Origin of the sequence: Pantoea sp. Fr+CA_20, assembly GCF_024520835.1 — a bacterium.
Lineage (GTDB): Bacteria > Pseudomonadota > Gammaproteobacteria > Enterobacterales > Enterobacteriaceae > Pantoea > Pantoea allii.
In genome coordinates this window covers 160,664-183,787 of record NZ_JALNPN010000008.1, presented here as the reverse complement: position 1 = coordinate 183,787, position 23,124 = coordinate 160,664, and the positions used below count along the sequence as shown (strand labels likewise).

Sequence of the window (23,124 nt, the reverse complement as noted above, 5' to 3'; positions counted from 1 at the left end):
CCGCGGGAGCTGCGAATAAGATCCCGGAAATATGCCGATAAAAAAAAGGCTGGTCACCTTAAGTGACCAGCATTAGGGTTAGCCCGGTTTTTTTACATCCGTTATTTCAGGCAAAAAAAAACACCTGCCATAAGCAGGTGTAAGATCAGGTCGGTTTGACAACCGAAAGGTACCCGACTCAACGTGGTGTCTGATAACCCTGTAAGACTTTCGCGATACAGGCAGGCAGACAACAGGTACCCAAATTGGCTCTGCGTCATTCCCAGGTTTATGTAGCCTAAGCAGACATAAGAGGTGGAATGAGCATCTACACTCTCATTATTGCATAATTCATGCCAGTTGCAGATTTTATTTTATCTTGTCTTAAAAATCATAACGTTAAAAATCAAAAAATGATCAGGCTGATTGAGATTTGTGATATCCGTCGGGTTATAACGACAAAACCCGGCATGGATGTCGCAAATAAGCGACATACAAAGTAAAAACCTGTCAATTACTTATAAAACAACCCGTTAAGCGTCTCGGTTTTGCGACAGTTTGTGTTATGGCATGATCCGGGGTTGATCCATTAAGAGGTCTGTCGCTGAGCGGGCTGGGCGGGCTGGGCGGGCTGGTTAATTAGATATCAATCGCCCCTGGGCCGTTGCACTCGGGCCGTTGCCTTCGCAACGTTGTCTCGCTTCGCCCGGCGCAAACGGCCTTCGGAGGTGCTCATCCTCATTTTATTCAGGCGAAAAAAAACTGTCTTTTCAGACAGGTTTCTAAAATGGTCGGCGAGAGAGGATTACGCGCCCCTGCGGGACGCGCCCTTCGGGCCGTTGCCTTCGCAACGTTGTCTCGCTGACGCTCGGCACAAACGGCCTTCGGAGGTTCTCATCCTCATTTTACACAGACGAAAAAAAACCTGTCTTTTCAGACAGGTTTCTAAAATGGTCGGCGAGAGAGGATTACGCGCCCCTGCGGGACGCGCCTTTCGGGCCGTTGCATTCGCAACGTTGTCTCGCTTCGCTCGGCGCAAACGGCCTTCGGAGGTTCTCATCCTCATTTTATTCAGGCGAAAAAAAACCTGTCTTTTCAGACAGGTTTCTAAAATGGTCGGCGAGAGAGGATTCGAACCTCCGACCCACTGGTCCCAAACCAGTTGCGCTACCAAGCTGCGCTACTCGCCGATTTTTTATTTTGTTTTGCCTGGTGCGAAGAGAGGGACTTGAACCCTCACGTCCGTTAAGACACTAACACCTGAAGCTAGCGCGTCTACCAATTCCGCCACCTTCGCGTATCCCAGCAAAATCTGGGGTGGCTAATGGGACTCGAACCCACGACAACTGGAATCACAATCCAGGGCTCTACCAACTGAGCTATAGCCACCACTGTACTGAATGTTGCAAGTCAAACCCACAGCATTTAAAACTTTGTTACTAACGCGGTACTCAAACCACCGAAGCTCTTACGCACATACTAAATGGCGCGCCCGACAGGATTCGAACCTGAGACCTCTGCCTCCGGAGGGCAGCGCTCTATCCAGCTGAGCTACGGGCGCGTAGCGCCGTTGCGGATGTGCATACTAGAGATAAGCGCCCATCCTGTCTAGTGCTTTTTAAAGAAAATAGCGCGTTTGATTACGCTTTGTGCATTTCGTCGACAATTAACGCATTTACGCCAGCACAAGTGCTAAAAACCTGGCATTAATCAGCGATCTCAGAGATCACCACGCCAGTGATAACGCAAATATTTCACCAGCTTTAACTGTCTATGTATGCGGCTGGGTTGCTTAATCAAGCGATAGAGCCACTCCAGTCCAAGCTTCTGCCAGATTAAGGGCGCACGCTTTACATGCCCCGTAAACACGTCGTAAGTGCCGCCTACGCCCATATATAACGCATCGGGCCAGTGATGCCGACACTCGGCCATTAAACGCTCCTGCCGTGGCGAACCCAGCGCCACCGTCACCAGCCTGGCTCCACTCGCCGCAACGCGGGCAAACAGGGCGTCCCGTTCGTCAGGCGAAAAATAGCCATCCTGAGCACCGACAATATTCACGTTCCACTGACGACGTAATTTATCGCAGGTTTCATCCAGTACCGCCTGCCGACCCCCAATCAGGAACACCGGCGTTCCATTGCGGCCCGCGCGCTCCATCAAGGCTTCCCACAGGTCTGCGCCAGCAATGCGCTGCACTGAGGCGTGAGGATATTTCTTGCGAACAGAGCGCACGATGCTGATGCCGTCGGGGTATTTGAATTCAGCCTGCTCAATTTGAGCGCGCAGCGCCTCATCCTGCTCGGCATTCAGTACCTTTTCCGCATTGATAGCCACCAGCGTTCCTGTCCGAATACCTGACAGCGGCATCAGGAAATCCACAAAAGCAGTCATGCTGTTAAAAGCGTAAAGCGTAATACCGCGAATCACATAGCGTGGCGTATCGGAAACCGTGCTCATTTCTTTTTAATTCTTCCCTTAAAGACCAGAGGTTAATCAGGATGGGCTATGAAGCGCCCGCTCACTACGGCTGCGAATCAGGCCGACATGATCCAGTAACCAGAAAAGCAATTTCGCCATTCCCAAACAGGCGGCAAAAATAATACAGAAAAACACCACTCGCGATCCAAACGCATCCAGCCCTTCTCGCGCCAGCACAATCATGTTGAACACCGCACCAAAACAAAAACTCTGCAGAATCGCACCGGTGTAACGATTCGATTCCTCGCGGCCACGCTGATATAAGGTATCAAAGGCCTTGATGATTAACCCGACAGCCACGGCACCTGGCACAATCGCCCAGACGCCGCCCATAACCAGTAACGAACCGATTAAGGTGGGTGAAATGGCCAAACCGGAATGGTTATTCAGCACATCCCAGGTAAAGTAGTTGGCGCTGTTCAGGACCGCCATGGGACGATCGGGCCACAGCCATGATGGGATAAATACGTAGAAATCACGCCACATAGGCGCTAAGCCCTGAAAATCTATTTTATGGTAATTCTCCAGCAGCAGAGCCAGATTTTCCCACGGCGAAAACGTATCGCGCGTCAGGTAGAGAAAGGTGTAAAAAGCCTCATCACCCATGACATCCAGGTTGTAGCGACGCAACGCCAGCCAGAACATCCCGGCAATCGCCATGACGCCCGCCGCGGCCAACATCCACAATGTTATCCAGCCACGCGTAATGCCAATAAACAGAAACAGCGCAAAGGCGATAATGATATTGGCGCGCGTGCCACCGACCAGGGCATACGTCAGCAAGCCAAAGCTTACCGTGACAATAAGAAACAACAGCCAGTTACGTCGTGTGGGATGTAAGAAATAGGGAATCAACATCGCCGGGATGAAGAAATAGAAGAATCGCTTCAGCGCCACGCCAGACACTTCGCTGGAAAAAATCTGGTTGTAGGCCGTGAGGCGGAACAACAAAAATCCGTTATGGGCAAAGAACACCGTAACCGTAGAAATCGCGACCAGTGCCAGTAATCCACAGGTCAGATGCGTCTCTACCCGGTTCATTCGCAGCCAGGGCCTGGCGGGCGGTGCCGCTATCGGCCTGAGGCGCACTTTGTAACTCACAAAATAGATAGCATAAAACGCCGTGGCGGAAAGCAGCGCCTGCAGTAAAAAATCAGCCGAAACCACCTGCGTATCAAACCGAAACACCAGAACAGAGGTTAGCGGGAAACCGAAGTAAAAGGTCAGCAGAAACAATAAAGTAAAAAACAGGTGAAAGTTAAATCGCGCCTGCTTTAGCTCGCGTAAATTCAGGGTCACAATGGTCACCAGTGACAGTACATAGACTATCAACAGACCACTAAACGCCATAAGACTCATGAGGGCTCTCCTTCGCAAAGGCGCAACGCCGTTCGCCAGCCTGCCAGATAGCCTGGGGCCAGAAAAGCAATGCTCTGTTTATCACATCCTGATAATTGTCGACGCGCCTCTGCAACAAGATCCGGCGTCAGCACGTCATCACTGAACAAGGCAGGAAGTTGCTGTGCGGTAACATCCCGCCAGAACGGATTTTTACGCGTCAGGACAAAAGGCACATTAGCCTGAATCAACAAACACAACGTTCCCACACCCTGTTGCCGTTCGAACATAAAATAGCCTAAATGACAACGCCCCAACAGCGCCAGATAGTCATCAAAAGCAAGGTTGTCACGTAATAACCTTACCTGCCCCTGAGGATAAAGCCTGTCAGCCGCGCGCTGAATCTGCCCGATATACTCATCGTTACCGGGGGGATAACCCAGCGGCACCTCAATGCGAACATATTCACCAAACTGGGCCTTAATCGCTTTCAGCCCCTCAATATGGCGGTTACTGGCATCACCAGAATTGCCCAGCAGCACGGTAAAAGTCTTGTCAGGATGGGGCGTGACTGCTGCAGCGGGTAACTTGGTGGGGAAATAAAGCAAAGAGTGCGGTACAGACTTGTGGCGTTGCTGGTAATGGTGCAGGTCGCCCTGGGTGGCAAACAGGTGCGCAACGCGCCCCTGCGCGATACGACGCAAAAAATAGAACAGACGAAACCGCAGGCTACGCGAATCTTCATACAGGTCCGCGCCCCAGACATGCCAGTAAAGCTGAGAACGGCGTAACCTGCCACTCAGCAATGCCAGCCACAGCCAGGGATTAAACTGTCCATGGCAAAAGAAACGTTGCTCGCGGTTTTTCGCTCGCAGTAACACTGCGTCAGACAGAGCTTTCTTACTGCTAAACGTTTCAATGTGCAGTGCGTCAAAACCTTTCAGGCTTTCAGGCTGCTGCGTCACCACCATAAAGTGACGCGGCGCTGCCGCAGGCAGTTCGGTGCTCATCACGTCATTAAAAAAACGTAATACCGTGAGATTGTGATGGGGAATGTTGGATCCCAGGACATGAAGTAAAGTCATTTTTTTCGACAGTGAAGAATAAATGCGCCACAGCAGAGCGCGAAATAAGTAACGTAAGTGAACATATAGGCTTGCGCTGCGCCACTTGCCCCGTGTAACGGAATAAGCCAGCGTGAGAACAGCGTCAGCAAAATAAACTGGCTGATTTCGGTTAGCACGTAAAAGCGTAACGAGGCTTTCGCGATGACCAAATAGCCGAAAACGTAGGCACCCACTTTGAACACATCGCCGCACAGTTGCCAGACAAACAGATCGCGCATGTCGTGAAACGCCGCCGAAAACAGCAGGCTGATAGCAATATCGCGCATGATCCAGACGCTCAGGCTGGCTACGGCGACGGCCGGTAACACAAAGCGTAACGCCCGCCCGATCTCGCGTGCAATAGCCTGTTTGTTGTCTAGCCTGGCAAGCGTTGGTAAGAGCCAGACGCTAAACGTAGCGGTGATAAACTGCAGATAAGCGTCGGAGATACTGGTTACGCCCTGCCACAAACCTACCTGAGCCCAGCCATTACTGGCCGCCAGTTGATTTCGCATCATCACCCAGGCCACCGGCAGTGTGACCGCGGTGATCAACGCCATGAGGGTATATTTTGCCAGATGACGCGCCATTTCCGGCTGCCATGTTGGCCGCAGCCAACGTAACGGAAGCGGTACACGGCGTTTCAGTATCACCAGCGCAGGAAAAACGAGTAGTGCCGGCACCAGCGCCAGACCGGTTAATGCGCCCGCATAGCCTCCCAGCCACCAACACAGCACGTAACCCAGCACGCCCGTCAGGCTGCCTGAAATCAGGGCCAACGCATTACCGCGTGCATCACGGTAGCCTTTTATCAATGCCAGCAGCAGGTTTGCCCACGCAATACCGAACTGGAGAAAGGCAACAATACGTATCACGTTTTGATAGCGATCGTGACCAAACAGCGCGGTGCTGACGGGCGCGGCAGCCAGCAAAAACACCAGCGCCAACAGCGTGGAGAAACCCGTTACCATTGTCGAGGCGGTTCCGACGAGTGCCCGTAGCTGCTGAGGTTGCTGTTGATATTGCGCAACATACGTGGTGACGCCGTTAAAGATACCGGCACCGGCCAGAACGCCCAGTACGGTGATTAACTGGCGAAAGTTACCCGCCTGGCCCACGCCTTCCGGGCCAAAACTGACGGCCAGTAACTTGACCACCAACAAGCCAGCCACAATTTTTACCAGCGTTGATGAGGCGGTCCATACCGATGCTTTGGCTAATGACATCAGGAAAAAAAGCTCAGCAACGAACCGATCACGGTACTTTGATTGTTATCCGACAGATTATAAAACAGCGGCAAACGTAATAAACGCTCACTCTCGGCGGTGGTAAAACGGTCGTCACCGGCAAAACGGGAAAAACGCAGGCCCGCAGGTGAGCTGTGTAAGGGGATATAATGAAAAACGGCCAGGATTTCGGCCTCTTTGAGCCAGTTGATCAACGCCTGACGATGTTGCTGATCGCGCAGTTTGATATAGAACATATGCGCGTTATGCTGGCATTCGGCCGGAATCGACGGCAGCGTGAGCTCGCCTTTTTCCGCCAGCGGCTTCAAGGCATCGTAGTAACGTTGCCACAGGCGTAAACGCTGCTGGTTAATACGTTCAGAGGCCTCCAGCTGCGCCCAGAGATAAGCCGCCTGTAGGTCAGCCATCAGATAGCTGGAACCCATATCGCGCCAGGTATATTTATCCACCTGCCCCCGGAAGAACTGACTGCGATTGGTGCCTTTTTCTCGAATAATTTCCGCACGCTCCACCAGGCTGGCATCATTAATCAGCGTCGCGCCACCTTCGCCGCCGGCGGTGTAATTCTTGGTTTCGTGAAAGCTAAAACAGCCGATATGGCCAATCGTGCCCAATGCCCGCCCTTTGTAACGCGACATCACCCCCTGGGCAGCATCCTCGACGACAAACAGCTTATACTGCGCCGCCAGTGCCATAATGACGTCCATTTCGCAGGCAACGCCCGCATAGTGGACCGGCACGATAGCGCGGGTCTTATCCGTAATGGCCGCTTCGATCAGGGTTTCATCCATGTTCATGGTATCGGGACGCACATCCACAAACACAATTTTCGCGCCACGCAATACAAAGGCATTGGCGGTCGAAACAAAGGTGTAACTCGGCATGATGACTTCGTCACCGGGCTGGATGTCGATCAACAGTGCCGCCATTTCCAGCGATGCGGTACAGGAAGGCGTGAGTAATACTTTCACACTACCGAAGCGCTGCTCCATCCACTGCTGACAACGGCGAGTATAACCGCCATCGCCACACAGCTTGCCGCTGCTCATTGCAGACTGCATATAGTCGATTTCGCTTCCCACGACCGGGGGCGCATTAAAGGGAATCATGACCTCTCCTGTAAAACCAGTACGCTGTACTTTCCAGCCGCGCGCCACTGCGTAAATAAAGACGCATCGCCGTAAGATTACTGATTTGCGTCGCAACCCGCAGGCGCTCTAGCTGGCGTGCGCGGCCCCAGTCAGCCGCAGCCAGCATCAGGCGCTGACCGATACTTTGCCCCTGCGCCTCAGGCACCACGGCCAGCAGGCCAATGCGCGCATCGCCTTCTACTTCACGCAACGAGACAAAGCCCTGCAGCGCGCCGTTCTCATCGCTGGCTACCAGACACTGGTGATCGAAAGTGCCACGTACCGCATTTTCGATCCATTGAGCATAGAAACGCGCGCTGTCTTCTGGCGCAAACCACGGCGTGCGAAAACGACTTTGACGAAAGGCCACAGAGGCCGCTTCACGTAGTGCGGCAATTTGTGTTTCCCGTGCAATGCGAATACCTGTCTGCCGTTCGGTGCGCTTGATCGTCAACGACAGATCCACTTCACCTTCCACCAGATGAAACTGGTGCTGATTTAAGGCATCAATGATCTCGGTTTGTTCGGCAGGCACTTTAATTTGAAACAACGCACAGGGATGCTGAAGTGCGCGTTCAAGCGGCAGATCGCCCCCTGTTTCCAGCCTTACGGCGTCGATGCCGAAGAACTGGCTCTCCCATACAAGTGGATTAACCTTCACGTGGACAGACATAAGTTAACCGGACCCTTTGTTGACCAGAGGCTTCTTTTAGCGCCAGACACCTTTCGTATCAACAACCCATTGCTGAGTAATATGCGCAGCTTCAACACGGCGGAACGCATGATGATCAACCAGCATCACCAGGATATCAGCCTCTTGCAGCGCCTGCGCCGTTGAAACCAAGGTAGCCTGCGTCGCTAAACTCTCGGGGATCTGCTGAATATGCGGCTCAGTGACCCACGTACGGCCCTGATGCCAGTCGGCAATCAGATGCACCACTTCCATGGCCGGGCTTTCACGCAGGTCATCAATATTCGGTTTAAACGCCAGCCCGAAGCAGGCAATAGTCAGATCGCTGGCACGTTTTCCGGTCTGCATCAGGCAATCTGCCAGCGCCTTTTTTACCTGATCCAGTACCCAGTGCGGCTTGGCATCATTCACTTCGCGGGCGGTACGGATCAGGCGCGCTAAGTCAGGGTTTTGCGCCACAATAAACCAGGGATCAACGGCGATGCAGTGTCCGCCGACGCCGGGGCCTGGCTGCAGGATATTGACGCGTGGATGGCGGTTCGCCAGGGCAATAAGCTCCCAGACGTTAATCTGCTGCGCAGCGCAAATCAGTGACAGCTCATTGGCAAAGGCGATGTTCACATCGCGGAAGCTGTTTTCTGTCAGCTTGCACATTTCAGCGGTACGGGCATTTGTCTCGACGCATTCGCCCTGTAAAAAAATACGATACAACGCACTTGCGCGGGCAGAACAGGCCGGCGTCATGCCGCCAATCACGCGATCGTTACTGATCAACTCCACCATGATCTGGCCGGGCAAAACGCGCTCGGGACAGTAGGCAATGAAAATATCCGGATCATCGCCGTGCTGTGGAAAACGCAAATCAGGACGTGCTGCCGCCAGCCAGTCGGCCATCTGCTCTGTACTACCCACTGGCGAGGTCGATTCCAGAATAACCAGATCGCCTTTTTTCAGTACCGGCGCAACAGATGCGGCGGCAGCGCGAACGAAACGTAAGTCGGGTTGACGTTCCGCCATAAACGGCGTGGGCACGGCGATCAGAAAGGCATCTGCCGCTTCTGGTTGCGTCGTTGCGCGTAAATCACCACGCGCGACCGCAGCCTGAACCACCAGATCTAAGTCGGGTTCGACAATATGAATAGCACCCCGGTTGATGGTATCAACGGCGTGAGCATTAATATCGACGCCCACGACTTTCTTTCCCTTTGAGGCAAAAACGGCTGCAGTTGGCAGCCCAATGTAACCCAGTCCAATAACGGAAATGGTTTCAAAACTCATAAGTTGGCTCTGTTATCTTTTAAAGCTTGTAAAATTCGCCCGCAGGCATTGCCATCCCCATAGGGATTATGGGCGCGGCTCATGGTCTGCCAGGCCTCGTCATCATTAAGTAATGCACTGACTTCAGAAACAATTTTTGCCGTATCCGTGCCCACCAGCTTTACCGTTCCCGCGTCGACAGCTTCTGGACGCTCGGTGGTTTCGCGCATCACCAAAACGGGTTTACCCAGCGAGGGGGCCTCTTCCTGAATACCGCCAGAATCGGTGAGGATCAGCCAGGCGCGGTTCATTAACCAGACAAACGGCAAATACTCCTGCGGTTCAATCAGCACGATATTGTCAATACCGCGCAGAATGCGGTTAACAGGTTCATGCACATTGGGATTGAGATGCACCGGATAAACGATTTGTGCATGAGGATGCTGGCGCGCAATCTGGGCCAGCGCGCTGCAGATGCGTTCAAAACCCTCACCAAAACTTTCACGGCGATGACCTGTGACCAGAACCAGCTTTTTGCTTTCATCAAGAAACGGATAACGTGCCGTCAGTTGCGCATTAATCTCGTTATCGTCCAGTACTCGATCACGCACCCACAGCAGGGCATCAATAACCGTATTGCCGGTTACCACAATGCTGTCGTCGGCCAGGTTTTCATCAAGCAGGTTCTGTCGGGAACGCAGTGTGGGCGTAAAATGCAAACGGGCCAGATGACCTGTCAGCTTACGATTACCTTCTTCCGGCCATGGCGATGCCAGATCGCCCGTGCGTAAACCGGCTTCAACGTGACCCACGGGAATTTGCTGATAGAACGCCGCCAGACTGGCCGCGAGCGTGGTGGTGGTATCACCATGGACCAGCACAATGTCGGGCTTGAAGTCGAGTAGAACGGTGTGCATCCCTTGCAAAATACGGCAGGTTATTTCCGTTAACCCCTGCTCGGGTCGCATAACATTGAGATCGTAGTCAGGCTGCAGCTGAAATAAGCTCAGTACCTGATCGAGCATTTCACGGTGCTGAGCGGTAACACACAGCCGGGATTCAAAAGCAGGGTCCTGCGCCAGCGCTTGCACGAGTGGCGCCATCTTAATGGCTTCAGGTCGGGTGCCAAAAACTGTCAGAACTTTCACACTGTTTCTCTCAATCTTGTGTATCTGACATCGGGCGCTGACGACGCGCCAGCGCCACGCCCGCACCAACCAGTGCACCTACCGCGCCCCACATCACCATCATAAATACCCGGCGGGGGCTGTCGCGTGAAACCGGCTCTTCCGGCGTACGCAAATAACGGTAAGTCTGGAATTTGTTGTTTAGTGTGGGTCCGGCATCCAGTGTCGTCAGCATCGCTTTATTTTGATCGTAACTTATGTCAAAGCTCGGCCCCGTGGCGCGCAGGGTTTCTAACTGTCCCTGCAATAACGGTTGGCCGATTAAAAACAGATCGCTGTCAGCAAGATTCTCACTCACTTCGCGCGTCTGCTTTTCGTTAATGCCCTGTTCGCTGGCAATTTTCAGCGCCTGTTCCAGGCGATGTTGCCGACGTTGAAACACGGCATTAGCGACATCTTCCTGACGTTTAACCTGCGCTTTAAGTTGACCCTCACGCGCTTGCCACGCGCCTTTTAACTCAGCATTAAGATGGCGCGCGGCGCGCTCACTGGCATAGGCAATATACTGGCGCAGTAGATTGTTGGCATCACTGGCAGTTTCTGCTTTTAACTTGACGCTGTCGAAGGTATTACGTGCGGTATCCGCGGGCGTAAACTGGATGTTATCAATCATATCGTCCAGCAAGGCAGCATCGTTATGGGCGTTGCCGCTTTTACGGCTTTTATAATAATCGGTTTGCTGCCAGAACTCCCGGCGGGTATCCCAGGATGAGAGCTGCATCAGGAACTCCCGATACACGTCGTCCATGACGCTAGGTAACGGGCTATTTAACGTCAGCGCGTTACTGCGCATATCCAGATTATTGAGAAACTGTTGCTGGGAATAATAGGAACCCAGCATATTCACCGTTGGCCGCCCCGTTATCGCGGTGGTGCTCCAGACCTGTTTCATCAGTAACGTCGCTATCCAGGCTATCAATGCAAACAGCACCGCACAGCCGACTATCCAGCGTTTTCCACGCCATAAGCGACAGCCCAGGCCGCGAATATCCAGTTCGTTCTCCACAACGTTAGCGCGCATCAGAGCGTTATCCTTTGTTAAGTCTAATCAAACTTTATCTTTATCAGTATCATCAGGGGTATTCATGCGACGCTTAAACCGCCTAATTCGTCTCGCTATACGCCAGGAGTGCTTCAGGCAATAGCCATAAGCCATAAACGCAAGCAGAAAAAGGACTAACATCACCCATTCAGGTACAAATGCGAGGTACTCACCCAGAACGCCAATACCTGCAAGTAAGGCAGCTGCGACCGTTATCAGTACAAACGCCTGACGCGAGCTAAAACCGGCCCGCATGAGTAAATGATGTATATGCTGTCGATCGGCCGAAAAAGGACTCATTCCCTTACGCAGGCGGCGATACATAATAGCGACCATGTCCATCAGGGGGATGGCAATCAACCACAACGCGGTCACCGGCGAGATGGGATGACTCAACCCCTGGGTGGTTTCCAGCAAAATCCAGATGATGGTAAAACCAATCATCGTGCTGCCTGCATCACCCATGAATACTTTATAGCGTCGACCCAGCAAACCAAGATTGAGGATAATGTAGGGCAGAATGGCGGCGATCATAGCAAAACACCACATGGCCAGGCTGTACTGACCATCCAGGGACAGAATGACCCCCATTGCACCAAACGTTACCGAAGAGAGTCCTCCCAGCAACCCATCAATCCCATCAACCATATTGAAGGCATTAATGGCAGCCCAGACGGCAAAGAGCGTCAACACATAACCGAACGGTCCGACAATCAACTCAACCGGACCGATGATAAATCCCAAACTCAGCAGATATAGCTTCGCGCCAGCCATCATCACAATAGCCACCGCAGCTTGTATCACCGCACGAATTTTTACGCTGATATCGAACCGATCATCAAGCGCACCGACGATGACTAAAATAGACGAGCAGACCAGATACAACGTGGCATGTGGCAGATAATAGTTAGTGATAGCAAAGGTGAAAGCGATGCCAGCAAAAACAGAAATACCGCCAACCAATGGAATATCGCCATGATGGCGTTTACGCGAGTTAGGTGAGTCTACCAGACCTACCTTTTTAGCTGCTTTGCGAGCAAGGAAAAGAAACACCAAGGAAAAGATAAAAACTAAACCAAGCTCAGTACTCATAGTGAGTAAATTCACGTTAAACGCTCTCAGCTATCATCCTGGAACTCACAATACGCTAAAGATCGCGCATATCACTGTTCCAGATTCCGAATTCGGCATGAAGAGGTGCACGAACGGTTAAACGTCCACCACTTCCACCGTCATTATTATTACGCTTGCCAGGATTCAATCCTATAGCCCGGAAATGAAAAACGCCACGTCAGAACGTGGCGTCAGGGCTATTTTATGATCATTTAAAGCAAAAAAACGCCATCATGGTTGGATGACGCCTTAAAGGATCAAGAACGCTTCATCATGTCGAAGAATTCATCGTTGGTTTTGGTCATGGCCAACTTGTTAATCAGGAACTCCATTGCGTCGATTTCACCCATTGGATGAATGATCTTACGCAGGATCCACATTTTCTGCAGTTCTTCCTGAGAAGTTAACAGCTCTTCTTTACGTGTACCGGAGCGGTTGTAATCAATCGCCGGGAAGACACGTTTTTCAGCAATTTTACGCGCGAGATGCAGTTCCATGTTACCGGTACCTTTAAACTCTTCGTAAATCACTTCATCCATCTTCGAACCCGTATCCACCAGGGCCGTCGCAATGATGGTCAGGCTTCCGCCCTCTTCCACATTACGTGCCGCACCGAAGAAACGCTTAGGACGATGCAGGGCGTTGGCATCCACACCACCGGTTAAGACTTTACCGGAAGCCGGGACAACGGTGTTGTAGGCACGGGCCAGACGCGTGATGGAGTCGAGTAAAATGATGACGTCTTTTTTATGTTCAACCAGGCGCTTGGCCTTTTCGATCACCATCTCGGCCACCTGAACGTGACGCGAAGCCGGTTCGTCGAAGGTAGAAGCAATAACTTCACCTTTGACCAGGCGTTGCATCTCGGTGACTTCTTCCGGACGTTCATCGATCAGCAGCACCATCAGCACGCAGTCGGGATGGTTGTAGGCAATGCTTTGCGCGATGTTCTGCAGCAGCATCGTTTTACCGGCTTTTGGCGGTGCCACAATCAAACCACGCTGGCCACGACCAATCGGTGACGCCAGATCCAGTACGCGAGCGGTTAAGTCTTCAGTAGAGCCATTACCCCGCTCCATACGCAGACGACTGTTAGCGTGCAGCGGCGTGAGGTTTTCGAACAGAATCTTGTTACGCGAGTTCTCTGGTTTGTCGTAGTTAACTTCGTTAACTTTCAGCAGGGCAAAGTAGCGCTCACCTTCTTTAGGTGGACGGATTTTGCCGGCGATGGTGTCACCAGTGCGGAGGTTAAAGCGGCGAATTTGGCTGGGAGAAACGTAGATATCATCAGGACCGGCGAGGTAGGAGCTGTCTCCAGAGCGGAGGAATCCAAATCCATCCTGCAATATCTCCAGCACACCATCACCGAAGATGTCCTCGCCGCTTTTCGCGTGCTGCTTCAGGATTGAGAAAATAATGTCCTGCTTGCGCATACGAGCCTGATTTTCCAGCCCCATATTCTCGCCGAGGGTAATCAGCTCAGAAACCGGCGTATTCTTTAATTCGGTAAGATTCATATTGATGGGTTCTTAAACTCGGGGTAATACTCGAAATGTTTGTCGTGAATGGTATGGCAGTTAATCCATGCCTGTTCTGTTAATGACTTTTTTCAACTCTTCTCAACGATCATCGTCTTGAATAATGACTGGGAGCGAGGAGACGGTCGACTTAGTCAGAGTAGAGCTAGTCGTTAGATTGCTAAACCGCTGGTAGGTACAGTATGACAGGGTCTAACAAGAGAAAACTTTGAATGCTAACTACAAGGTATGTTCATAGTGCAGTGAAAATAAGTTAGCACGCTTGAAAGCGAACGTCCAGCAGCAGGCAAAAATTTAACCACTGCCGGACGTTCTGCCTGATTACGCCAGGTTGGCGTTCAGGAACTCTTTTAATTGACCTTTGGACAATGCGCCCACTTTCGTTGCAGCGACTTCACCGTTTTTAAACAGCAGCAGCGTAGGAATACCGCGGATGCCGTATTTCGGCGCAGTACCTGGGTTATCGTCAATATTCAGCTTAGCGATGGTCAGTTTGCCATCATACTCTTCTGCAACTTCATCAAGGATGGGCGCGATCATTTTACAAGGACCACACCATTCAGCCCAGAAATCTACCAGTGTAACGCCGTCGGCTTTTAGCACGTCGGTGTCGAAACTGTCATCGGTCAGATGAACGATTTTATCGCTGCTCATGTTTTACTCCACAAGATTGTGCCTGGCGAATTGGCGTAATATAAACCAATGTTGGTTGACTTTATTTCATCGGATACGCTTTCGTAAAGCGATAGTAAGCTGATATTCTACCACACTATGAGCAAAACACACTTAACTGAACAGAAGTTTTCCGACTTCGCCCTGCACCCTCTGGTGGTGGAAGCCCTTGATACTAAAGGGTTTTATAACTGCACGCCTATCCAGGCGTTAGCACTGCCATTTACGCTTTCAGGGCGTGATGTCGCAGGTCAGGCGCAAACCGGTACCGGCAAAACGATGGCGTTTTTAACGTCAACGTTTCATCATCTTCTCTCTCACCCTGCTCCAGAGGGCCGCCAGGTTAACCAACCGCGCGCCTTAATTCTGGCACCGACACGTGAACTTGCAGTGCAAATTCACGCCGATGCGGAACCTCTGGCGGCATCGACCGGCCTTAAATTAGGTCTGGCTTACGGTGGCGATGGCTACGACAAACAGTTAAAAGTGCTGGAACAAGGTGTCGACATTCTGGTGGGCACCACCGGCCGTTTAATTGACTATGCCAAGCAGAATCACGTCAACCTTGGTGCCATTCAGGTCATGGTGCTGGACGAAGCCGATCGCATGTTCGATCTCGGCTTTATAAAAGATATCCGTTGGTTGTTCCGCCGCATGCCTGCCGCGACCCAACGCCTGAGCATGCTTTTCTCTGCCACGCTTTCTTACCGCGTGCGTGAACTGGCATTCGAGCACATGAACAGTGCCGAATACGTTGAAGTTGAGCCTGAACAAAAAACCGGTCATCGCATCAAAGAAGAGCTTTTCTATCCGTCAAACGAAGAGAAAATGCGCTTGCTGCAGACGCTGGTAGAAGAAGAGTGGCCCGACAGGGCAATCATTTTCGCTAACACCAAGCACCGTTGCGAAGACATCTGGGGCCATCTGGCTGCAGACGGCCATCGGGTCGGGTTGCTGACCGGCGACGTGGCGCAGAAGAAACGTTTACGTATCCTGGATGACTTCACGAAAGGTGATATTGATATCCTGGTGGCAACTGATGTGGCAGCACGCGGCCTGCATATTCCCGCCGTTACCCACGTGTTTAACTACGATCTGCCTGACGACCGCGAAGACTATGTTCATCGCATTGGCCGTACTGGCCGTGCGGGCGCAAGCGGTCACTCTATCAGCCTGGCGTGCGAAGAGTACGCGTTAAATCTGCCTGGCATTGAAGAGTACATTGGTCACAGTATCCCGGTGAGCAAGTACAACAGCGATGCGCTGTTAAGTGAATTACCGCCACCGAAACGTCTGACGCGTAGTCGTTCAGGCAACGGTCAGCGTCGTGGAGGCAACAATACCGGCCGCCGCGGTGCACCACGTCATAACAACCGTAAACGTTCGGGTTAAGTTGACCATGCTAAGCGCATCGACTCTCTATGCTGCCATTGATTTAGGTTCTAACAGCTTTCACATGCTGGTAGTCAGCGAAGTGTCGGGAAGTATTCAGACCATCGCTAAAATCAAACGCAAGGTGCGCCTGGCCGCTGGCCTGGATAAATCGAATTGTCTGTCCGCCGACGCCATGGCTCGCGGCTGGCAATGTCTGCGGCTTTTCTCTGAACAGCTTCAGGATATTCCCCCCGATCAGATTCGGGTGGTAGCAACCGCCACGCTGCGTATCGCGGCGAATGCGCAGGAATTCCTTGATAAGGCACAGCAGATTCTGGGTTGCGCCATCAATGTGATTAGTGGCGAAGAAGAAGCGCGTCTGATTTATCAGGGCGTAGCGCATACCACCGGCGGTTCTGATCAACGCCTGGTGGTAGACATTGGCGGTGGCAGCACAGAGTTAGCCACTGGCGATGGTTCGCATGCCAATGTGCTGTATAGCCTGCAAATGGGCTGTGTCACCTGGCTGGAGCGTTTCTTTGGCGATCGCCACCTGGCTAAAGAAAATTTTGACCAGGCAGAAGAAGCAGCCAAAGCGATGCTAAAACCTGTTACAGCAGAACTGCGTAAACAGAGTTGGGAGGTTTGCGTTGGTGCTTCTGGAACGGTTCAGGCCCTCCAGGAAATCATGGTGGCCCAGGGCATGGATGAGCGCATCACCCTGAGCAAGCTGCAACAGTTAAAGCAGCGCGCTATTCAGTGTGGCAAACTCGAAGAGCTTGAAATTGAAGGCCTGACGCTGGAACGCGCGTTAGTGTTCCCCAGTGGGCTTTCCATTCTTATTGCCATCTTCCAGGAACTCAATATTGACAGCATGACCCTGGCCGGTGGCGCGCTTCGCGAAGGTCTGGTGTACGGTATGCTGCATCTGCCTGTTGATCGCGACATTCGCAGCCGCACGCTGCAAAATGTGCAGCGCCGTTTCAATATTGATGTCTGTCAGGCCGACCGGGTACGCCAGCTGGCGGAAAGCTTTTTTCGTCAGGTGAGTGTTAGCTGGAAGCTAGACCAGCGCTGTCGGGAGCTACTGCTTAGTGCCTGTATGATTCACGAAATCGGGCTGAGTGTCGATTTTCGTCAGGCCCCGCAGCACGCGGCCTATCTGGTTCGCCATCTCGACCTTCCGGGTTTTACACCGGCGCAGAAAAAGCTGCTTGCCTGCTTACTGCAAAATCAAAGTGGCAGCATCGACCTTGCTCTACTGACGCAACAAAATGCCCTGCCACCGCGTCTGGCCGAGCGTTTATGTCGTCTGCTGCGACTGTCCATTATCTTCTCCACTCGCCGTCGTGATGACACCTTACCCGCCGTTCGTATGCAGGCAGATGATGAAGCCCTGCATGTTACGCTACCGGCAGGCTGGCTGGACGTCCATCCGCTGCGGGCCGAGCTGCTTGAACAGGAAAGCCATTATCAGTCCTATGTCCACTGGTCTTTGACGCTTTCCTGATCCCGCTTACCTCATCCGCTCAGCGACTGATTAGCTCTTTTTCGCCTTTTCCAGCATTGCACGCAATCCGGCCACGCGACTCTGGCCGGTTTTCATGCGCTCTTCTGCACTCACCACTTTCCGCTCGGTTTCCCAGATCACATCGTCCTGCGGCAGTTCCAGCAAAAAGCGGCTGGGCTCGGGACGAACCAGTTCGCCATACTGACGGCGCTCCCGACATAAGGTAAACGTCAGCTCTTTCTGCGCGCGGGTGATGCCGACATACGCCAGACGGCGTTCTTCCTCAATGTTATTTTCATCGATGCTGCTCTGGTGCGGTAGCAGCCCTTCTTCCATGCCAACCAGGAAAACGTAGGGAAACTCCAGCCCTTTAGAGGCGTGAAGCGTCATGAGCTGTACCTGATCGAGCTCTTCGTCGCTCTCACCGCGTTCCATCATGTCGCGCAGCGTGAAGCGCGTGACGACCTGGGCCAGCGTCATGGGTTCATCCAGATCGCTACCTTCCAGCATTTCCGTCATCCACTGAAACAGAGTATTGACGTTTTTCATGCGCATTTCGGCAGCTTTAGGGCTGCCCGACGTTTCAAACAGCCAGCTTTCGTAATCGATGCCGCGTATTAAATCGCGCACGGCATTAACCGGCTCACGTTCGCTGAGCTGGATAATGTCATTGAGCCAATGGGTAAAACGCTGCAAATGTTCGAGCCCACGCCCGGTCAGCGTTTGTCCCAAACCGACATCAAAACTGGCATTAAACAGGCTTTTGTTACGTACATTGGCCCACTCGCCCAGCTTTTGCAGCGTTGCCGGACCAATTTCGCGCCGTGGTGTATTCACAATGCGCAAAAAAGCACTGTCATCATCGGGATTCGTCAGCACTCGCAGGTATGCCAGCAGGTCCTTGATCTCGGGACGCGAGAAAAAGGAGGTCCCACCGGAAATGCGGTAAGGGATGCGGTTCTGCATCAAGAATTTTTCAAACACGCGGGATTGATGGTTACCGCGGTACAGGATGGCGTAATCCTTATACTGGGTTTTATTGATAAAGTGATGGGCGATCAGTTCGCCCGTCACCCGTTCTGCTTCGTGCTCTTCGCTGTTCGCGCTGAGGACCTTGAGTTCACTGCCCAGACCCAGTTCAGAAAACAGACGTTTCTCAAACACATGCGGATTATTGGCGATCAGGATATTCGCCGCTTTAAGGATACGTTGTGAAGAACGGTAGTTCTGCTCAAGCTTAACCACTTCCAGCGCCGGGAAATCCTCATTAAGCAGGACCAGATTTTGCGGGCGCGCACCGCGCCAGGAGTAAATAGACTGATCGTCATCCCCTACGACGGTGAAACGCGCCCGGGCACCGACCAGCAGCTTGACCAGTTCATACTGACTGGTGTTGGTATCCTGGTACTCATCCACCAACAGGTAACGAATTCGTTGTTGCCAGCGCTCGCGGACGTCCTGATTACGCTGTAGCAGAAGCGTCGGTAACAGAATTAAGTCGTCAAAATCCAGCACGTTACAGGATTTAAGATGCCGATCGTAAAGTGCATAGCAGTGGGCAAAGAGGTTATCGCGCTCTGAGCGGGCTAATGCTGCCGCTTTCGGCGGATCGACCAGATCGTTTTTCCAGTTAGAAATGGTGGAAATCAGCTGCTGCAGTAATGTCTTATCCTCTTGCAGCCATTCGCTGGTCAGATCTTTGAGCAACGCCAGTTGATCCTGATCGTCGAACAGGGAAAAGTTGGATTTCATCCCCAGCGCCACATATTCGCGCTTGATAATCTCCAGCCCCAGCGTGTGAAACGTGGAGATCATCAGGCCGCGTGCCTCTTTGCGTCCCAGCGTTTGCGCCACGCGCTCTTTCATTTCGCGCGAGGCTTTATTGGTGAAAGTGACAGCAGCAATATGGCGAGCCTGATAGCCACATTTACGAATCAGATGCGCGATTTTATTGGTGATCACGCGGGTTTTCCCCGAGCCTGCACCCGCCAGAACCAGACAGGGACCGGTAACAAATTCGACGGCTCGTTGTTGGCTGGAGTTTAAACGCATAGGGAATCGCTCTGTTGAAATAGAAGACCGATTTCGAACCGCAGTGAGGGCGGTAGCCCGTCAGCACTGACTCAATGAATATGCGCCGTTAACGCATCTGCGATTTGAAAAGACAGGTTTATAATGGGGGACGATTATACACAACAGAGACATCATCATGGCGAAAACTGCCGCGGCTTTACATATTCTGGTGAAACACGAGGCGCAGGCGACTGCCCTGCTGGAAAAACTGCAAAAAGGCGAAAACTTCCAGCAACTTGCCCGCAAACATTCGCTCTGTCCATCTGGCCGGAACGGGGGGGATTTGGGAGAGTTCCGTCGGGGAAAAATGGTCGCGGCCTTTGATAAAGCGGCGTTCACCTGCCCGTTGTTACAACCTTTTGGGCCGGTGAAAACCGCTTTTGGTTACCACATTATAAAAGTGCTCTATCGTAACTGATCACTTCTTCTTCATTTGCTGCAGTACCCGGCTGCACTGGTTATCGTCCGTATCACTGGGCGAAATCAGCGCCAGGAGCGCCGCTGCGGGCCCGACGACGGCACCCAGCGCTACCGCCGCCGCACCGCGTGCCAGTAAGGGACCAGTCTTCACGCCGGCATCCGGATTTTTGAACGTGCCGCGAACGTACAAAGGAGAGCGTAAGGTCACGACGCGAATACCTTTACTCTCTGGATTAACAGAAAGATCCAGGCGTTCATTGGCGAAGTTTGCAGTTCCTGTCACGTTGATGACGGCATTTTCCGTATCAAACACAAACAGTCCTGGGGTGGCCAGGCCATTTTGCAGCTTAAGATCGGTTGCCGCGCAGTTAATACGGACCTCATCGTCACCAAACAGCTTGCCGACCAGATAATTACCAACGTTTAATCCCGCGATTTCCATCAGATTGCGGCTGATCAGCCCGTCGTTCATCAGCAGCTTTAACTGACCATTACTGGTTGCCAGCAGGTCAGCAACGGAATTACCGGTGCCGGTTAAGCTGGCATCACCGTTCAGTTGTCCCTGGCTGTTCTGCATTGCCTGCACATTGGGAAACAGCTGGCGCAGACGAAGTTTGCGGGCATGAATATCAGCCCGGCCCCGCATGGGCGAGCGATCGCCTTCCAGCCGAATCGTACTGTTGAGGTTACCGCCAGCCATGCCGAAACGTAGCGGATCAAGCAGCAAATTACCGTTATCCAGCTGTAAATGGGTATAAAGATCGCTTAATGGCAGCGAATTGCTGTGTTCGATACGTTTGCCGCTAAACTTCACATCCGCATCCATGACGTTCCAGTTTTTAGTATCAAACTTGTCGTGAGGCAGGACACGATCGGCAGGCTGCGTGGTTTTTTCACCGCGTTTCGCCTTGGCCAGTGCGGTTTTCTCGCTGCCCTTACCAGAATCAACCCCGATTAGCGGGCCTAAATCCGCCATGCGTAATTGATCCGAGCGGAGTTCACCCACCAGTTTTGGTCGCGGCTTGCCCTGGCTGTAGGTCAGGGAACCGTGGATATCGCTGTCGCCAATATGACCATTAAACCCCTGGTAACGGAAAACCCCGCCCTCTTTCCCCGTAAATTTAGCGATAAGGCGACCATCGGTTTCATAAGGCGGCGTATCAGGTAATAAAACGCCGGTCAGGCCATACAGATTCGCCAACGTATCACCCGAAAAACGCAGGCGCACATCCAGTCCACCCAGATTCAGTGGGTCCTGCACACCGCCAGTCAACTGAACGCGCGTACTGCCATTATGCACGTCTGCCTGTACCGGGAAAGGCGTTGTCTGGCTACGCAGGGATAACATGCCGCCGATCTTGCCCTCACCCGTGAGTTTTTCATTGTTGTAGCTGCCCGTTGCCTGCCAGCCAAAGACAAAATCACCTGCCCCTTTTTGTCTGTCGTCACCGCCCGCGATTTGCGAATAAGGCACAGGCTTACCCAGTGGGTTGACGTTAAGCGTCACATCAGCCTTGTTAACGGCATCGCGATAAAGGATTTTCCCCTGATCAAACAGGATATTATCCAAACGGAATGACCAGGCCGATGGCGGCGCCTTGTCGTCTTTGCTGTCGCTGTTCGCGAGGGTAAAGGTCCAGTTGTTTTTCTTATCCGCGGTTTGGATCAGACGCGCGTCCGGCTGCTGCAGCTTTATCCAGGGGATAAAAACCTCTTTATGCAGTAATGCCAGCGGCGCAAGTGTGGCGTCCACACGTTGCAAATGCACCATAGTGACATCGGGAATATCAGGGGGATTACCCAGCATAATGTCTTCGGCGTGCAGATGAGGCCAGGGTATCCAGGCACGCCATCCGGGTTCTTCACGGTTACGCTGCCATGCGATTCCCAAATCACCACGAATGGCAAAGGGCCGGTTAAGTTCCGCAGACACTTTCTGGTTAATTGTTGGTTTCAGGCGATTCCAGTCGAATGTTGCAATGACCACCACCACCACGACGATCAGCACGACTAAAATCCCGCCAATCCAGCTTACAGTTTTTCCGGCGCGTGACATTAGGCTTCCTCCCTGCTCTTTCACGGTCTCCGTTAAAGATAGTCGAGAGCGCGCGGGAAGGGATCAATCAAGTTGTACAGGCAGATGCTCCAGTTCGGAAAAAGGCGCCGGGCGTGAAAAAAAGTATCCCTGCGCTGCCATCGCGGGTGACGACTTAACCTGCTCCCACTCATGTTGCGTTTCGACGCCTTCAACGATCACGCCGTTGCAATAGCGATTGATCAACGACAGCAGCATGGGAAACAACACCTGGCCTTCATCTGACGCGCGTAACAGAATAAAAAGTTCACGTGACAGCTTGATGTAGTCGTATTTAAGCTCAGTTAATGCAGAGAAGTTCGCCATACCTGAGCCGAAATCATCCAGCCACAATGGTCCCAGCTCGGGCATTTGCGCCACCATCTCTTCCTGAGGCAAGACATGATGCTCGGTCAGTTCAAAGCGCACCCAGGGTAAACGGGTAATCAGACTACGAATCGGCAAATGATGTTGTATTAATGACAATGAAGGGCCGTCAATATTCACTGAAGCCATGACGTTATTGCAGGCAAAAAAAGATTCCCACTGGGCGAGCAGCTCTAACTGCTCCTGCACAATATCAAGGCGTTGCGCGATTTCCAGCGCAGAAAAATAGGCTTCAGGAGACAGATTTTTCGTCGGTTCAGACGGATGTGTAACCGCCGTCAGCAGTTCAACCGCCAACAGTCGCCCTGAGACTTTATAGATAGGCTGAAAGGTATAGCGGCGTTGACACTGCTGCCAGAAGAGACGTTTTTTCTGCTGGGGATTGATGTCAGTTGAAGAAGGTAGCCATTGACTAATATTCTCCATAACCATGGTCTTTTCCTGGTTGATAGTAAGCGCCTTCATCTGGCGGCTCAGCGGTAATTATCGCTTAAGTTTCGATAAC

18 protein-coding genes, 4 tRNA genes and 3 other RNA genes are annotated in these 23,124 nt (G+C 52.3%); 3 read left to right on the top strand and 22 right to left on the bottom strand.

The window, feature by feature from the left end; all coding sequences use genetic code 11:
* Window positions 1–608 precede the first annotated feature (608 nt).
* The 19 genes from NR177_RS12680 to trxA all read right to left on the bottom strand — a co-directional run bounded on the left by NR177_RS12680 (window position 609) and on the right by trxA (window position 14,763).
* Window positions 609–735, bottom strand: a non-coding RNA gene (locus NR177_RS12680) — RtT sRNA.
* Window positions 736–767: 32 nt separating this feature from the next.
* Window positions 768–897: non-coding RNA, RtT sRNA (locus tag NR177_RS12675), on the bottom strand.
* Window positions 898–930: 33 nt separating this feature from the next.
* A non-coding RNA gene (locus NR177_RS12670) (RtT sRNA) lies at window positions 931–1,060 on the bottom strand.
* Window positions 1,061–1,092: 32 nt separating this feature from the next.
* A tRNA-Pro gene (locus NR177_RS12665) sits at window positions 1,093–1,169 on the bottom strand.
* Window positions 1,170–1,189: 20 nt separating this feature from the next.
* A tRNA-Leu gene (locus NR177_RS12660) sits at window positions 1,190–1,276 on the bottom strand.
* Between the two features lie 16 nt (window positions 1,277–1,292).
* Window positions 1,293–1,368: transfer RNA gene (locus NR177_RS12655), tRNA-His, on the bottom strand.
* A 95-nt stretch (window positions 1,369–1,463) separates the two neighbouring features.
* Window positions 1,464–1,540 (bottom strand) — tRNA-Arg (locus tag NR177_RS12650).
* A gap of 158 nt (window positions 1,541–1,698) precedes the next feature.
* Complete coding sequence (wecG, locus tag NR177_RS12645; protein WP_241568142.1) at window positions 1,699–2,439, bottom strand: lipopolysaccharide N-acetylmannosaminouronosyltransferase; 741 nt, start codon at window positions 2,437–2,439, stop codon at window positions 1,699–1,701.
* Between the two features lie 36 nt (window positions 2,440–2,475).
* On the bottom strand, window positions 2,476–3,819 hold the full coding sequence (gene wzyE, locus NR177_RS12640) for an ECA oligosaccharide polymerase (protein ID WP_063877892.1): 1,344 nt from the start codon (window positions 3,817–3,819) through the stop codon (window positions 2,476–2,478).
* On the bottom strand, window positions 3,816–4,883 hold the full coding sequence (locus NR177_RS12635; protein WP_256853003.1) for a TDP-N-acetylfucosamine:lipid II N-acetylfucosaminyltransferase: 1,068 nt from the start codon (window positions 4,881–4,883) through the stop codon (window positions 3,816–3,818). Before NR177_RS12635 ends, wzyE begins: the two co-directional genes overlap by 4 nt.
* Window positions 4,880–6,130 (bottom strand): lipid III flippase WzxE, encoded by a 1,251-nt coding sequence (gene wzxE, locus NR177_RS12630; RefSeq protein ID WP_256853002.1) that lies wholly within the window; start codon window positions 6,128–6,130, stop codon window positions 4,880–4,882. The genes NR177_RS12635 and wzxE overlap by 4 nt, the downstream gene beginning before the upstream one ends.
* Entirely contained in the window at window positions 6,130–7,260 is a 1,131-nt protein-coding gene (gene rffA, locus NR177_RS12625) for a dTDP-4-amino-4,6-dideoxygalactose transaminase (RefSeq protein ID WP_256853001.1), read from the bottom strand. The genes wzxE and rffA overlap by 1 nt, the downstream gene beginning before the upstream one ends.
* Window positions 7,247–7,954 (bottom strand): dTDP-4-amino-4,6-dideoxy-D-galactose acyltransferase, encoded by a 708-nt coding sequence (gene rffC, locus NR177_RS12620; RefSeq protein WP_256853000.1) that lies wholly within the window; start codon window positions 7,952–7,954, stop codon window positions 7,247–7,249. The genes rffA and rffC overlap by 14 nt, the downstream gene beginning before the upstream one ends.
* Window positions 7,955–7,990: 36 nt before the next feature.
* A complete protein-coding gene (wecC, locus tag NR177_RS12615; protein WP_256852999.1) occupies window positions 7,991–9,250 on the bottom strand; it encodes a UDP-N-acetyl-D-mannosamine dehydrogenase in 1,260 nt (419 codons plus the stop codon).
* A complete protein-coding gene (gene wecB / locus NR177_RS12610; RefSeq protein WP_096012928.1) occupies window positions 9,247–10,377 on the bottom strand; it encodes a non-hydrolyzing UDP-N-acetylglucosamine 2-epimerase in 1,131 nt (376 codons plus the stop codon). Before wecB ends, wecC begins: the two co-directional genes overlap by 4 nt.
* Before the next feature lie 10 nt (window positions 10,378–10,387).
* The gene (gene wzzE / locus NR177_RS12605; RefSeq protein ID WP_256852998.1) at window positions 10,388–11,437 is read right to left on the bottom strand and encodes an ECA polysaccharide chain length modulation protein; all 1,050 of its coding nucleotides are present in this window, start codon (window positions 11,435–11,437) and stop codon (window positions 10,388–10,390) included.
* A gap of 27 nt (window positions 11,438–11,464) precedes the next feature.
* Window positions 11,465–12,550, bottom strand: a complete 1,086-nt coding sequence (gene wecA / locus NR177_RS12600) for a UDP-N-acetylglucosamine--undecaprenyl-phosphate N-acetylglucosaminephosphotransferase (RefSeq protein WP_241568134.1) — start codon at window positions 12,548–12,550, stop codon at window positions 11,465–11,467.
* Window positions 12,551–12,828: 278 nt separating this feature from the next.
* Window positions 12,829–14,088, bottom strand: a complete 1,260-nt coding sequence (gene rho, locus NR177_RS12595; protein WP_063877884.1) for a transcription termination factor Rho — start codon at window positions 14,086–14,088, stop codon at window positions 12,829–12,831.
* Between the two features lie 342 nt (window positions 14,089–14,430).
* The gene (trxA, locus tag NR177_RS12590) at window positions 14,431–14,763 is read right to left on the bottom strand and encodes a thioredoxin TrxA (RefSeq protein WP_003851963.1); all 333 of its coding nucleotides are present in this window, start codon (window positions 14,761–14,763) and stop codon (window positions 14,431–14,433) included.
* Between the two features lie 117 nt (window positions 14,764–14,880).
* On the opposite strand from trxA, the gene rhlB reads away from it, so the two are divergent.
* Both rhlB and gppA read left to right on the top strand, forming a co-directional pair.
* On the top strand, window positions 14,881–16,173 hold the full coding sequence (rhlB, locus tag NR177_RS12585; RefSeq protein ID WP_063877883.1) for an ATP-dependent RNA helicase RhlB: 1,293 nt from the start codon (window positions 14,881–14,883) through the stop codon (window positions 16,171–16,173).
* A 7-nt stretch (window positions 16,174–16,180) separates the two neighbouring features.
* Window positions 16,181–17,665: a guanosine-5'-triphosphate,3'-diphosphate diphosphatase gene (gppA, locus tag NR177_RS12580; RefSeq protein ID WP_063877882.1), complete on the top strand. Its 1,485-nt coding sequence runs from the start codon at window positions 16,181–16,183 to the stop codon at window positions 17,663–17,665.
* A gap of 30 nt (window positions 17,666–17,695) precedes the next feature.
* Here the strand turns inward: gppA and rep are convergent, their stop codons facing one another.
* Entirely contained in the window at window positions 17,696–19,717 is a 2,022-nt protein-coding gene (rep, locus tag NR177_RS12575; RefSeq protein WP_256852997.1) for a DNA helicase Rep, read from the bottom strand.
* A gap of 157 nt (window positions 19,718–19,874) precedes the next feature.
* Here rep and ppiC point away from each other — a divergent pair, with 157 nt between their 5' ends.
* Window positions 19,875–20,156, top strand: a complete 282-nt coding sequence (gene ppiC, locus NR177_RS12570; RefSeq protein ID WP_063877880.1) for a peptidylprolyl isomerase PpiC — start codon at window positions 19,875–19,877, stop codon at window positions 20,154–20,156.
* Here ppiC and NR177_RS12565 read toward each other — a convergent pair whose 3' ends face one another.
* The gene (locus tag NR177_RS12565; protein ID WP_172898151.1) at window positions 20,157–22,214 is read right to left on the bottom strand and encodes an AsmA family protein; all 2,058 of its coding nucleotides are present in this window, start codon (window positions 22,212–22,214) and stop codon (window positions 20,157–20,159) included.
* A gap of 63 nt (window positions 22,215–22,277) precedes the next feature.
* Window positions 22,278–23,051 (bottom strand): cyclic-guanylate-specific phosphodiesterase, encoded by a 774-nt coding sequence (gene pdeH / locus NR177_RS12560; protein WP_063877878.1) that lies wholly within the window; start codon window positions 23,049–23,051, stop codon window positions 22,278–22,280.
* Window positions 23,052–23,124: the final 73 nt, after the last annotated feature.